Source organism: Streptomyces sp. Act143 (genome assembly GCF_003143935.1).
Taxonomy (GTDB): domain Bacteria; phylum Actinomycetota; class Actinomycetes; order Streptomycetales; family Streptomycetaceae; genus Streptomyces.
This window is the reverse complement of sequence record NZ_QFRX01000001.1, coordinates 870,564-882,662: the sequence shown is the minus strand read 5'-3', so window position 1 is coordinate 882,662 and position 12,099 is coordinate 870,564. Positions and strand designations below refer to the sequence as shown.

Annotated in this window: 13 protein-coding genes; 5 read left to right on the top strand and 8 right to left on the bottom strand. The window is 71.7% G+C overall.

What is annotated here, in order from left to right; translation table 11 throughout:
- Positions 1 to 48 precede the first annotated feature (48 nt).
- The gene (locus tag DI272_RS03895; protein ID WP_109493721.1) at positions 49 to 354 is read right to left on the bottom strand and encodes a DUF5133 domain-containing protein; all 306 of its coding nucleotides are present in this window, start codon (positions 352 to 354) and stop codon (positions 49 to 51) included.
- Positions 355 to 599: 245 nt separating this feature from the next.
- Between DI272_RS03895 and DI272_RS03890 the strand changes: the two genes are divergently transcribed.
- Positions 600 to 1,085 (top strand): pep a2, encoded by a 486-nt coding sequence (locus tag DI272_RS03890; protein WP_109493720.1) that lies wholly within the window; start codon positions 600 to 602, stop codon positions 1,083 to 1,085.
- 26 nt (positions 1,086 to 1,111) lie between these two features.
- A complete protein-coding gene (glgX, locus tag DI272_RS03885) occupies positions 1,112 to 3,235 on the top strand; it encodes a glycogen debranching protein GlgX (protein ID WP_109500672.1) in 2,124 nt (707 codons plus the stop codon).
- Here glgX and DI272_RS03880 read toward each other — a convergent pair.
- Complete coding sequence (locus DI272_RS03880; RefSeq protein WP_181387079.1) at positions 3,207 to 4,010, bottom strand: VOC family protein; 804 nt, start codon at positions 4,008 to 4,010, stop codon at positions 3,207 to 3,209. The two genes, glgX and DI272_RS03880, sit on opposite strands and share 29 nt — an antisense overlap.
- A 159-nt stretch (positions 4,011 to 4,169) precedes the next feature.
- Here DI272_RS03880 and DI272_RS03875 point away from each other — a divergent pair, with 159 nt between their 5' ends.
- Positions 4,170 to 4,502, top strand: coding sequence for an ANTAR domain-containing protein (locus tag DI272_RS03875; protein WP_109493719.1), 333 nt, complete (start codon positions 4,170 to 4,172; stop codon positions 4,500 to 4,502).
- Positions 4,503 to 4,506: 4 nt separating this feature from the next.
- Here the strand turns inward: DI272_RS03875 and DI272_RS03870 are convergent, their stop codons facing one another.
- A complete protein-coding gene (locus DI272_RS03870) occupies positions 4,507 to 5,298 on the bottom strand; it encodes a SigB/SigF/SigG family RNA polymerase sigma factor (RefSeq protein WP_109500670.1) in 792 nt (263 codons plus the stop codon).
- A 425-nt stretch (positions 5,299 to 5,723) separates the two neighbouring features.
- Between DI272_RS03870 and DI272_RS03865 the strand changes: the two genes are divergently transcribed.
- A complete protein-coding gene (locus DI272_RS03865; RefSeq protein ID WP_109493718.1) occupies positions 5,724 to 6,239 on the top strand; it encodes a hypothetical protein in 516 nt (171 codons plus the stop codon).
- Between the two features lie 12 nt (positions 6,240 to 6,251).
- Here DI272_RS03865 and hemC read toward each other — a convergent pair whose 3' ends face one another.
- The 5 genes from hemC to DI272_RS03840 form a co-directional block, all read right to left on the bottom strand.
- Complete coding sequence (hemC, locus tag DI272_RS03860) at positions 6,252 to 7,187, bottom strand: hydroxymethylbilane synthase (protein WP_109493717.1); 936 nt, start codon at positions 7,185 to 7,187, stop codon at positions 6,252 to 6,254.
- Between the two features lie 58 nt (positions 7,188 to 7,245).
- A complete protein-coding gene (locus DI272_RS03855; protein WP_109493716.1) occupies positions 7,246 to 8,253 on the bottom strand; it encodes a questin oxidase family protein in 1,008 nt (335 codons plus the stop codon).
- Between the two features lie 116 nt (positions 8,254 to 8,369).
- Positions 8,370 to 9,101 carry an NPP1 family protein gene (locus DI272_RS03850; protein ID WP_109493715.1) on the bottom strand — a complete coding sequence of 244 codons (732 nt, stop codon included), beginning with the start codon at positions 9,099 to 9,101 and terminating at the stop codon, positions 8,370 to 8,372.
- 210 nt (positions 9,102 to 9,311) lie between these two features.
- Positions 9,312 to 10,292 (bottom strand): non-homologous end-joining DNA ligase, encoded by a 981-nt coding sequence (ligD, locus tag DI272_RS03845; protein ID WP_109493714.1) that lies wholly within the window; start codon positions 10,290 to 10,292, stop codon positions 9,312 to 9,314.
- Between the two features lie 80 nt (positions 10,293 to 10,372).
- Positions 10,373 to 11,125, bottom strand: a complete 753-nt coding sequence (locus DI272_RS03840; protein WP_109493713.1) for an SDR family oxidoreductase — start codon at positions 11,123 to 11,125, stop codon at positions 10,373 to 10,375.
- Between the two features lie 116 nt (positions 11,126 to 11,241).
- On the opposite strand from DI272_RS03840, the gene DI272_RS03835 reads away from it, so the two are divergent.
- Positions 11,242 to 11,934, top strand: coding sequence for a TetR/AcrR family transcriptional regulator (locus DI272_RS03835; RefSeq protein ID WP_109493712.1), 693 nt, complete (start codon positions 11,242 to 11,244; stop codon positions 11,932 to 11,934).
- The last annotated feature ends 165 nt before the right edge of the window (positions 11,935 to 12,099 follow it).

Here is a 12,099-nt window from a genome sequence, read left to right as displayed (position 1 = left end):
GCCGGGCCATGAGGCCCGGCCGGGGGTCCAAGCTGCGCCGGAAGGGATCTACCTCCCCGCGGGGGAACGCGTCAGCACCACCGGCGGGCCCCGGTGCACGGGCGCGGCAGCGGTGCCGCAGAGCTGCGTGTCCTGCTCCTGGAGGTAGGGCACGAGGCCGATCCGCAGAAAGCGTTCGGCGGCGTCGGCGGCCTCCCGGGCGCAGCGCTTCCCCATGAGCACGCAGAGGGTGTATCCCGAGTCCTCGAACGTGGCCCGGACGGTGCGGTCGGCGGGGGAGGCGAGCATCATCCGCTCCCAGGCCCGGTACCGCCGCAGTTGCCGGGCGACTTCGGCCTTGGCCGGTAGCAGCATGGCGCGGTTCACCTTCCGTGGGGAGTTTCACCCATGGTGCACGTGTGACGACGCAGCGTCTTGTTGGATCTTCAACCGTCTCGTGAGCTGCGGCTGTCGCGGCGAGGTGCTCGTGTTGCACGAATGGCGTAGCCCTCGCACGCTTGAGGTGACTCAGGAGCGATCACTGCTCACGCTCCGCGTTCGGGGCTCGTCCCGCAGGGGCGAGGCGGCGGCGGAGCTTCGCCGGTGAGGAGCCAACGAAGATGAAGACCGCAGTGCCCTGCTACTACCACCTCGACGTGGAAGTCACCCCGGAGCGGGTCGGCCAGGTCAAGCGCATTCTGGCCGCTCATCTCCGGTACTGGGATCTCGACCCCCTCGTCGAGCCCGTCTGCCGCGGTGCCGAGATGCTGTTGAAGGCCATCGACGAGCACGCGACCGACAAGGAGACATCGATCGAGATGTGGTGGAACGGCCAGCATCTGATCACCGCTGTCGGGGACAACGACCGCGATCTGCGCCCGGACCAGGAACTCCGCGGCTGCCTGGAGCACATCGCCGCGACGAGCGACGGCTGGGGCTGCTGCGCCACGGAGACCGGCAGCAAGGTCATCTGGTTCTCGCAGCGCGCCAGGGCCGGCGAACGCGTCCCGCTGGTGCCGACGGCGCCTGCGCCGAGCCTGCGCGAGGTGCTCCAGGTGCCCCGCGAGGAACCGGTCGCGGGCGGCGTCCTGGAGGACGCCCGGTGACCGCGAAGCGCCGACGCACGGCAGGGGTGCCCGTCTGGAACGGGCACCCCTACCCGTTGGGTGCCTCGTTCGACGGAAAGGGCACCAACTTCGCGCTGTTCAGCGAGGTCGCCGAGTGCGTGGAGCTGGTCCTCGTCGACGACGACGGCAGCCATCACAGCGTTCCGCTCGCCGAGGTCGACGGCTTCGTGTGGCACTGCTACCTGCCCGGGATCGGCCCGGGGCAGCGGTACGGCTACCGGGTGCACGGGCCCTGGCAGCCGGAGCTCGGCCACCGCTGCGATCCGGCGAAGCTGTTGCTGGACCCCTACGCCCGGGCGGTGGACGGCCGGACGGACAACGACCCCTCGCTCTACACCCCCGACGCCGACAGCGCCGGGCACACCATGCTCGGTGTGGTCACGGACCCCGACTTCGACTGGGGCACGGACCGCCCGCCCTGCCGGCCGTACGCGGACACGGTCATCTACGAGGCCCACGTCCGCGGCCTGACCCGCACCCACCCCGAGGTCCCCGCAGAACTGCGCGGCACCTACGCCGGGTTGGCCCACCCCGCGGTCGTCGGCCACCTGACGTCCCTCGGGGTGACGGCCGTCGAGCTGATGCCGGTCCACCAGTTCGTGCACGACGGCGTCCTCCAGGACCGCGGTCTGGCCAACTACTGGGGCTACAACACGATCGGCTTCTTCGCCCCGCACAACGCCTACGCCGCCCACGGCACCCGCGGCGGCCAGGTCGCCGAGTTCAAGGCGATGGTGAAGGCGCTGCACGCGGCCGGCCTCGAAGTGATCCTGGACGTCGTCTACAACCACACCGCCGAGGGCAACGAGAGGGGCCCCACCCTCTCCTTCCGCGGCATCGACAACGCCTCCTACTACCGGCTGGTGGACGGCGACTGGGGCCACTACTACGACACCACCGGCACCGGCAACAGCCTGCTGATGCGGCACCCGTACGTGCTCCAGCTGATCATGGACTCGCTGCGCTACTGGGTGACCGAGATGCACGTCGACGGCTTCCGCTTCGACCTCGCGGCGACCCTGGCCCGGCAGTTCCACGAGGTGGACCGGCTGTCGGCGTTCTTCGACCTGATCCAGCAGGACCCGGTGATCAGCCGCGTCAAACTGATCGCGGAGCCCTGGGACGTCGGCGAGGGCGGCTACCAGGTGGGCAACTTCCCGCCGCTGTGGTCGGAGTGGAACGGCAAGTACCGGGACACCGTACGGGACTTCTGGCGCGGCCAGCCCGGCTCGCTCGGCGAGTTCGCGTCCCGGCTGACGGGTTCCTCCGACCTGTACCAGCACAGCAGGCGCCGCCCGCGCGCCAGCGTCAACTTCGTGACCGCGCACGACGGCTTCACCCTGCGCGACCTCGTCTCCTACAACGACAAGCACAACGAGGCCAACGGCGAGGGCAATCGCGACGGCGAGAGCGCCAACCGCTCCTGGAACTGCGGGGCCGAGGGGGAGACCGACGACCCCGAGATCCTGGAACTGCGCGCCCGTCAGCAGCGCAACCTGCTCGCCACCCTGCTGCTCTCCCAGGGCATCCCGATGCTCTGCCACGGCGACGAACTCGGCCGCACCCAGCGCGGCAACAACAACGCCTACTGCCAGGACAACGAGGTCTCCTGGATCGACTGGCGGCTGACCGGCGCACAGCGCGACCTCGCGGACTTCACCCGGTACGTCGTCGCCCTGCGCGCCGCCCACCCGGTGCTGCGCCGGCGCCGCTACTTCCGCGGGGAGACCGTGACGTACGCGGGTCAGCCGCTGCCCGACCTCGTGTGGTTCGCGCCCGACGCGCGCGAGATGACCGACGCCGACTGGCTGCGCCCCGACGCGCACTCCGTCGGTGCCTTCCTCAACGGCGACGCCATCGCCGAACCCGACGCGTGCGGCCGCCCGGTGGTCGACGACTCCTTCCTGCTGCTGCTGAACAGCTACTGGGAGCCGGTGGACTTCCGGCTGCCGGAACCCGCGTACGGCGAACGCTGGACGACGCTGATCGACACCGCGGAACCGCAGGGTGCGGACGAGGTGGAGCACAAGGCGGAGTCGGTGGTGAGCGTCGGGGCGCGCAGCCTGGTGGTGTTGTCGCGGCCCTCGGCGAGCGCGCCGGTCAGCGGGCCGGGCGCGACGTCACGGTGAACTGGGCGCCGTCGGGGTCGCGCAGCACCGCCTCGTCGCCGCTCTTGGACAACACGCTGCCGCCGTGCAGTTCCGCGGCCCGGGTGCAGGCGGAGACGTCCGACACCGCGAAGTGCACCTGCCAGTGCGGGCGGATCGTGGGGTCGGGCGCCGCGCCCAGCGCGCCCGACTCGATCCGCGCCACGATCTCGCCCTGGCTGCGCAGCACGACCTCGCCGCCCTCGTAGTTGACCTCGCAGCACCCCGGGCGGTCCGACGCCCAGTCGAGGATCTCGCCGTAGAAGATCGCGGCGTCGAAGGCGTCCCGGGTGTGCAGGCGGATGAAGGCCGGTGCCGCGCGGCGCCAGCTCTCCCAGTCGGAGAAGAGCTCGCCCTCCCAGATCCCGAAGGCCGCGCCGTCCCGGTCGGCCAGCAGCGCGGCCCGTCCCGGCGGGAAGGACAGCGGGCCGACCGCGGCCGTGCCGCCGCGCTCCTGGGCCCGGGCCACCGCCTCGTCGGCGCTGCGCACCGCGAAGTACGGCGTCCAGGCGACCGCCATCTGCCACATCGAGGCGACCGCGGCGATCCCCGCCACCGGTGTGTCGCCCACCACCGCCATCCGGAACCGGTCGCCGAGCTTGGCCGGCCGCCACTCCCAGCCCAGCACGGCGGCGTAGAACCCCTCGGTGGTCTCCAGGTCGCGGCTGGTCAGGCTCACCCAGCAGGGTGCGCCGAACACCGAGTGCGTGGAGACGACGTCCGTCGTGCCCCGGGGAATTCTCATGTCGTGATTCATGTCAGTCGCGTCCTGGTCTCGCCGGCCCGGCGGCAGGCGGTCTGTCTCCAGTGTCCAACCGGAACCGCGCCGGGCGCCTGTCGAGTACCCCCGCGAGGCCCTCGAAACGACACCCCGAACCCGGTGGCACTGGGCCGCGCGAGTGAGCAGGATGGAGGAGTGAAACCGGCATCGCACGATTCGTCCGACGAGAGCGACCGCATCTTCGAGCTGCAGGAAGAGGTCGAGCAGCTGAAGGAGGCCGTCGCCTCGCACGCCGTGGTGGACCAGGCCATCGGCATGATGGTCGCTCTCGGCCGGGTCACGCCGGACGAGGGCTGGGTGGTCCTGCGGGAGGTGTCCCAGCGGACGAACATCAAGCTCCGCAACGTCGCGGAACTCATCTTGATCTGGGGCCGTGACGGGCACATGCCCCCGGAGATCCGGGCCGAGCTGGAAGCGGCCCTGGACCGCATCGGCCCGACCCAGATCCCCGGGGCCCCCTCGGAGTGACCGCTCAGCGCGCCTCCGCCTCCAGTTCCGTGCGCAGTCTGGCGAAGCACGCGCTGAGCAGCCGGGAGACGTGCATCTGCGAGATGCCGAGCTGCCGCGCGATGCTGCTCTGGGTCATTCCACGGAAGAACCGCAGATAGAGAATGGTCTGCTCGCGTTCCGGGAGGGCCAGCAGGCAGGGCGCGACGGAGACCCGGTCGACGACCACGTCGTAGCCGGGGTCCGGACCGCCGAGGGCGTCACCCAGGGCGTACCCGTCGGTGCCGGGCATCTCCGCCTCCAGGGACAGCGCGGAGAAGCACTCCAGCGCCTCCATCCCGGTGCGCACCTCGTCCTCGGTGAGCTGGGCGTGCTCGGCGATCTCGGCGACGGTCGGGGGCCGCCCCGACACCGTCTGCGACAGCTCCTTCGCCGAGCGCCGCACCCGGTTGCGCAGATCCTGGACCCGGCGCGGTACGTGCAGCGTCCACATGTGGTCGCGGAAGTGGCGTTTGATCTCGCCGGTCACGGTCGGCACCGCGTACGCCTCGAAGGCGTGGCCGCGCCGCGGGTCGTAGTGGTCGACCGCCTTGACCAGCCCGAGGGCCGCGACCTGGTACAGGTCCTCCAGGGACTCGCCGCGGCCCTTGAAGCGGACGGCGATCCGCTCGGCCATGGGCAGCCACAGCCGGATCAGCTCGTCGCGCAGCGCCTGGCGCTCGGGCCCGTCCGGGAGCTCGATCAGCCGGGCGAAGTCATCGGTGGTGTCGGGGGCGTCGTCATGCGGGTGCGGCTTCGTCCTGCTCGTGACAGGCATCATGCGCACCTCCCTCAGCGGGTGCCGGATAGGTCGAACACCATGGGAGGAGCGCTGTGCGGACGACAGGCGGAGGACGCCGGGGCCGAAGAGCGGCTCCCATGGACGTGCCTCCTGTCCGAAGCACATAAAAGCGAATTCCCGCTACAAACCGCCTCAAACTCATTTCCGGACACGGGGAGGGCGTCCAGATCCCGGCCGTCCCCGGGGGCGGCGGCCGCGACGCTCGGTGATCATGCGGGCGGACGTGATGTGCGGCACGCCCGACCGCGGCGCGAGGAGCGCTCCGGGGGGATTCCTGCTGCGCACGGCATGATCGCTGATCAAAGGGGGTGAATGGGCTGGCCACAGCGCATTCTGCTCATTTGACAGTGCACTGAGCACACAGATAGGAAGCAGCTCTCTGGTGGGTGGAGAGGTGGATTGTGTACGAGCCGAACGTGGTCGGGGACTGGCAGGAGTACGACGAGCATGCCGGCCTGCGTGTCCGCGTCCACCGTCTGGAGGCCGCGGAGCCGCCACGCGGACGCGACGACGCCGCCGAGGGGCTCACCTATTTCTGTCTCCGGGTGACCGTCGAGAACCGCGGCGGCCGGCACGCCACCATCCACCTCGAGGACGGTCAGATCGACGTACGGGTCGGCCCCGACGGTGAGAGCGCGTTCATCGACTGGCGCAACTCGCAGTTCATCGAGGGCTTCGACGTCTACCCGCTGCGCCGGGCCACCGCCGTGCTCTACGCGGCCGGCCCGGAGGCCTCCTTGCACCAGGTCGACGTGCAGATCCAGGTGCGGGTCGACGACGACTGGGCCGACCGGCGGCTGTGGGTCGGCGGGATCGGCCTGTCGGAGGGTGTCGTGCAGCCGGGCACGGTGCGCGAGGGCCTGGCCCACCAGGTCAGCAACTTCCTGCGGGACCAGGCCGAGGAGGGCACCGCCTGACGGTCGTCGCCGTCAGTGCGGGATGCCGTCGATGATCTCGCGGGCGCCCTGGCGCAGCAGCGCCACGGCCACCGACGTGCCGAGCGTGGCCGGGTCGAGGCGGCCCGCCCACTCGTGGGCGTTCAGCCGGGTCTTGCCGTCCGGGGTGAACACGCAGGCCCGCAGGGACAGTTCGCCACCGTGGTCCACGCGCGCGTACCCGGCGATCGGGCTGTTGCAGTGCCCCTGGAGGACGTGCAGGAACATGCGCTCCGCGGTCGCCTCCCGGTGCGTGTCCGGGTCGCCCAGTCCGCTGACCGCGTCGATCAGCTCGGTGTCCCCCTCCCGGCACTGAAGGGCGAGGATGCCCGCGCCGATCGGCGGCATCATCGCCTCGGGGGAGAGGATCTCGCTGATCACGTCCGCACGGCCGATGCGCTCCAGGCCGGACACCGCGAGCAGCAGCGCGTCCGCCTCCCCGGCCGCCAGCTTCGCCAGCCGCCGGTTGGCGTTGCCCCGGAAGGGCACGCACTGAAGATGCGGGTGGGTGGCGGCCAGCTGGGCCACCCGGCGCACCGAGGAAGTGCCGATCCGGGTGCCCTCGGGAAGCTCGTCCAGGGTGAGCCCGTCGGGGTGGATCAGGGCGTCCCGGATGTCGTCGCGCTTGAGGAACGCGGCGAACGTGGTGCCGGCCGGGAGCGGCCGGTCGGCGGGCACGTCCTTCACACAGTGCACCGCGAGGTCGGCCTCGCCCGCCAGCAGCGCGGCGTCGACCTCCTTGGTGAACGCCCCCTTGCCCTCCACCTCGGACAGGTCGCCCAGCCACTTGTCGCCGGTCGTCCTCACCGGCACGACCTCGGTGCGCACTTCGGGATGCAGGACGGTCAACTCGGCGCGGACACGCTCCACTTGGGCCAGCGCCATGGGCGAGTCGCGGGAGACGATACGGATCAGCTCGGGCACGGACATGCGGACACGATAGACCCTCACGGTGGTCACTCCCTGCCGTACCGGTGGACCCGTGGAGTCAGACCAGCGGATCGCTCATCTCCACCGAGCGCAGTGCGGCGGCCAGAGCCTGCTCGTCACCGACGTCCAGGGCGGTGTCGGTGAGCTTGATGACGTGCTCGTCGCCATGGGCGAGGGCGCGTTCGACGACCTCCTCGGCGGTGAGGCGGGCGGGAGGCGTGTAGAGCACCGGTTCCACCGGCCCGTACATCGCGGTCACCGCCGCGGACGCGGTCCACGCGGCGTGCAGGCTCGGTGCCCACAGCTCGCGGGGCAGCGAATCCAGGCTGCGCAGCACGGCGTTGGGGGCCGTGGCCGCGTGCACGAGCATGGTCGGCTCGCCGTGGCCGTGGGTGGCGTAGCGGTGGGTCGCGGCGTGCACGAGTTCGGTGAGGCGGGCGCGGGCGGTGTCGGGGTCGTGCACGTCGTCCGCCCAGACGGGCAGTCGGTGTACGGCGGCCAGACGCTTGCGGAAGCCCACGGTGCCCGGGGCGATGGCGGGGACGGCGTCCAGCGCCTCGGCGGCCGTCGGCGCGCCCGGCACGGCGGTGACACCGGTGACCGGCTGGTGCCGTGCCGCCCAGTAGCCGAGGGCATGCGCGAACTCGGCTGTGCGGGGCGCGTTCTCGGCGGCTTCGAGGGCGCGCACGGCGTGGCCGACGCGGATGATGGTGTGGGTGGCGCCGCCGTACATGCCGGACAGCAGCCGCGGCCACCAGGTGGCGAGGACGTCTCGCCAGGGCTGTTCCGCGAGGGTGCGGGCGTAGTAGTCGGTCCAGTCGGCGATCCGGCGCGGATCGCCCAGCGCCTCGGCCCAGTTGGCGTCCGTGACCGGCTCCGAGCGGTCGGGGAAGTCCTCCAGCTTGTCCTGGTAGAGATCCACCCAGCGGTGGACCGCCCTCTCCTGGCCGTGCGCGGCGAGGGCCTCGACGACCATGGGGGCGTGGTTGGTCAGCCAGCCGTCGCGTTCCGGGCCGGCGGTGTGGAGGCGTTCGAGGGCTTCTTCGAGGTGTCCGGTCGTGGTCATGACCAGACGGTATGCGGCGCACGGGAGGCCCGTGATCGGGCGCGGGGCGGAAACCGGCGGGTGCCGGGGACCTAGGTCCCGCGCCCGAGGGCTGAGCCGGCCAGCGGCTCGGGTGGTCAGGCGTTCGGGTCGAAGGCGATGCCGGAGGGCTTGGCCGAGCTGAGGTGCGCGGCGAAGTTGGCGTCCTTCAGGCCGAAGTTGGCGCTGCCGAAGTCGTACGCGCTGAGCTTGTCGCGGACGGCCGTCGACGGGTAGCCGTTCCAGCCGACCAGCGGCGGGTACTGCCAGGTGCCCTTGGCGTTCTCCGGCGGCTCGTCGCCCGAGTTGGCGAGCCGGAAGCAGTGGGTGCTGATGCCGTCCTTGTGGTAGATGATCTTCGCGTGGGTGCCGTCGAAGCGGACGCCGGAGGCCGCGGTCACCGTGAACGAGCCGTGGTTCGACGTCGACACGTACTGGACCGCGCCGTTCTGCACCCAGATCACGACGTGCTCCCAGTCGTGCCGGTGGCCGCCGATGCTGCTGTTCGCCAGGGCCTGGTCCTTCTCGAAGTACAGGCCGTACATGTAGGCGCACCAGCCGTTGTTGCACTTGTAGCGCGAGTAGCTGTTGGTGTTGTTCAGATCGGCGAGGTCGTGGCAGTCGCCGCTGAGCGAACCGGTCGGCTGCAGGCCGCCGTTGACGGTGCCGTCGGGTCCGATCGCGGGGGTGGGGTAGCAGCCGTCGGTGTCGTAGTCGAAGGCGGGCTGGTACGTGTACTCGGCGGCTTCGGCGCTGGTCGGCAGCGCCGAGGGCGGGGCGGCCAGGGCCGTGCTGGGGAAGGCGAGCACGAGAGCGGCGGCGCCGGCCATGCCGACGGCCCATCTCCTGCGATGAGTTCCGGAACGCTGTGATGACACTGCGTCCTCCTCTTGATGCGGGCGCAGCCCAACGGCTGTGGGGGAAAGGGAAGTTCCACTTCCCGGGCCAGGACAGCTTCCCGGCTTTTCATGTCCGCGCCAAGAGGTCGTAAGCGACTCACAGGTAACAAACGTCCGAACGCTCGGATCGTGTCCGGCATTTCAGACCGGATCGTCCGGCAGGTCGGCCGCCGACTCCTCCGGGGCGAGGTCCGGTCGCAGCCGCAGCCAGGACGGCTGACGCAGCAGACCCGCGCGCGTGCGGGTGCTGTAGCGGACCTCCCCGACCAGCCGGGGCAGCACCCAGCGGGCGCCCGCGATCCGCGGCACCGGGCTGAAAGGGCAGGTGTCCGTGGCGGCGGCCCGCAACAGCTCCGCCAGGTGCGTCCGTTCCGCTTCGCTCCACCCCGTGCCGACGCTGCCGGCATACCGCAGCCGCCCGGCGGCCCGCTGCCCCATCAGCACGGCGCCCGGCAGACCGGTGAGCCGCCCCTTGCCGGGCAGCCAGCCCCCGATGATCACGTCCTCGCTCTGCATGTTCCGGATCTTGATCCAGGCGCGGGAGCGCACCCCGGGCTCGTACACCGAGTCCAGCCGCTTGCAGACGAGGCCCTCCAGGCCGTGCGCGCGCGTGGCCTCCAGGGCCTGCGCGCCGTGGCCGACGAGGGCGCCCGGCGTGGACCAGAACGGGCCCTCCAGGGCCAGCTCCTGGAGCTGTTCACGCCGTCGCAGGTAAGGCAGGGTGATCAGGGGCCGGCCCGCCAGGTGCAGCACGTCGAACAGCACCAGATGGACGGGTGCTTCGGCCGCTTTCCGTGCGGCCCGTGCGGGCGCGTGGGCCAGGCCCATCCGGGACTGGAGCAACTGGAAGTCGGCGCGCCCCTGTTCGTCGAGCGCCAGGATCTCCCCGTCCAGGACGGCCGGAACCTTGCCGAGGGCGCCGCCCAGCGACCCGAGTTCCGGATAGGCGGCGGTGATCTCCTCCCCGGACCGGGCGCGCAGCAGGACGCTTCCGTCCCCGGCCAGGTAGGCCACGACGCGCTGGCCGTCCTGCTTGGTCTCGTAGGCCCAGCGGGCGTCCTGTGCGGCGGGCGGCAGGGGGCCGGGGGTGGCCAGCATGGGCGGGATCAGGGGGAGGCTCACGGCTCAGTTGTCGACGGGCGCTCGCTCCGGCACGCCCCTTGCCGGGTGGTTTCCCCTGAACGGCGTCCGTCGGGGCTGCCTCAGATGATGCCGCCGTTGGCCCGCAGCACCTGCCCGTTGACCCAGCGCCCGCCGGGGCCGGTCAGGAAGGACACCACGGAGGCGATGTCCTGCGGGGTGCCCAGGCGCTCCAGCGGGGGCTGTGCGGCCAGCCGGGCGACGGTCTCCTCGTCCTTGCCGTCGAGGAAGAGGTCGGTCGCGGTCGGGCCGGGCGCCACGGCGTTGACCGTCACGTCACGGCCGCGCAGTTCCCGCGCGAGGATCAGCGTCAGCGCCTCGACCGCGCCCTTGCTCGCGGCGTAGGCGCCGTAGCCGGGGAAGGCGAGGCCGACGACCGAGGACGAGAGGTTCACGAGCGCCCCGCCCGGACGCAGTCGCCGGGCGGCCTGCTGGTCGACGACGAAGATGCCGCGGATGTTGGTGCGGTAGAGCGCGTCGAGCTCGCTCAGGTCCAGCTCCGCGAGCGGGGCCAACGGCATCCGGCCCGCCGCGTGCACCACGACGTCCACACCGCCGTACACCGTCTCGGCCCGGTCGAACACGGCGGCGACCTCGGCCTCGTCGCCGACGTCCGCGCGGCCGGCGAAGGCGCTGCCGCCCGCGGCCTCGATCTCGCGCACGACCTCGTCGGCCGCGTCCTCGCTGCCCGCGTAGCCGACCACGACGGCGAGACCGTCGGCGGCGAGCTGCCGCGCGATCCGGCGCCCGATGCCGCGCGAACCGCCGGTCACGATCGCGACGCGCTGTTCGGTGCCGGGTTCGGTGGTGGTCATGATGGCTCCCTCGTGTGATAGCGGCGCTACGTCATTCTTGTAGCAACGATAACACAGGATCGTAGCGGCGCTAACTCCTACTCGTATCGACGCTACGAATGACGTACCGTTCACCCATGGACGCGAGGGAAAAGATCCTGGAAGCCGCCGCACGGCTGCTGGCCGAGGCGCCGGCCGCCGATGTCTCTACGCGGGCCGTGTGCGAGGCGGCCGGGGTCGGGGCGCCGATGCTCTACCGGCTCTTCGGTGACAAGGCCGGACTGCTGGCCGCCGTGGTGGACCGCGGATTCGAGCAGTACCTCGCCTCCAAGCGGGCGGCCCGGCCCGGCGACGACCCCGTCGCCGACCTCAGGAACGGTTGGGACAACCACATGCGCTTCGCGCTGGAGCACCCCCACCACTACCGGCTGATGTACTCGCCCGAGCTGACCGTCCCGCCCGCCGCGGCCCGCGAGGCCCACGCCCTGCTGCACGCGATCCTCGAACGCTGCGCGGCGGCCGGACGCCTCACCGTGCCGCCCGCCGTCGCCACCCAGGTGATCATGTCCGCCAACGTCGGTGCGGCGCTGTCGATGCTCACCAGGCCGGAGCAGTACCCGGACCCGGCGTTCGCGACCCGGCTGCGCGACGCGGTGATCGACTCGCTCACCCGTCCCGCCGCGCCCGAGCGGCAAGAAGTGCGGGGGGACGGCGTGCCGGTCGCCGCAGCCACGCTCGCCGCCCGGCTGCGCGCCGCACCGCCGCAGACGTTCACCGCGGCGGAGTCGGGCCTGCTCCAGCAGTGGCTGGACGAGCTCGCCGCCGGCTGAGTCGGCGCGGCGGCCATGGCTTCGCGCTCCTGCGCCCCTGATGACGGCCTTCGTGCGGGCCGTCATGGCCGACGCCGGCCGGGGGCGTGCGGCTCGGGGCCGGAGCGGGTCCGCTGTGCACGCGGGACCGTGGAAGCGCCCCTGACGTGCTGTTGCGTAGGCTTC

Bases quoted from the DNA above. Each gene is read 5' to 3' on its own strand.
- DI272_RS03855 (WP_109493716.1), bottom strand. From the start codon at position 8,253: ATGACCACGACCGGACACCTCGAAGAAGCCCTCGAACGCCTCCACACC.
- DI272_RS03840 (WP_109493713.1), bottom strand. From the start codon at position 11,125: ATGACCACCACCGAACCCGGCACCGAACAGCGCGTCGCGATCGTGACC.
- hemC (WP_109493717.1), bottom strand. From the start codon at position 7,187: ATGTCCGTGCCCGAGCTGATCCGTATCGTCTCCCGCGACTCGCCCATG.
- DI272_RS03880 (WP_181387079.1), bottom strand. From the start codon at position 4,010: ATGAATCACGACATGAGAATTCCCCGGGGCACGACGGACGTCGTCTCC.
- DI272_RS03870 (WP_109500670.1), bottom strand. From the start codon at position 5,298: ATGCCTGTCACGAGCAGGACGAAGCCGCACCCGCATGACGACGCCCCC.
- DI272_RS03890 (WP_109493720.1), top strand. From the start codon at position 600: ATGAAGACCGCAGTGCCCTGCTACTACCACCTCGACGTGGAAGTCACC.
- DI272_RS03895 (WP_109493721.1), bottom strand. From the start codon at position 354: ATGCTGCTACCGGCCAAGGCCGAAGTCGCCCGGCAACTGCGGCGGTAC.
- DI272_RS03850 (WP_109493715.1), bottom strand. From the start codon at position 9,101: ATGGCCGGCGCCGCCGCTCTCGTGCTCGCCTTCCCCAGCACGGCCCTG.
- DI272_RS03835 (WP_109493712.1), top strand. From the start codon at position 11,242: ATGGACGCGAGGGAAAAGATCCTGGAAGCCGCCGCACGGCTGCTGGCC.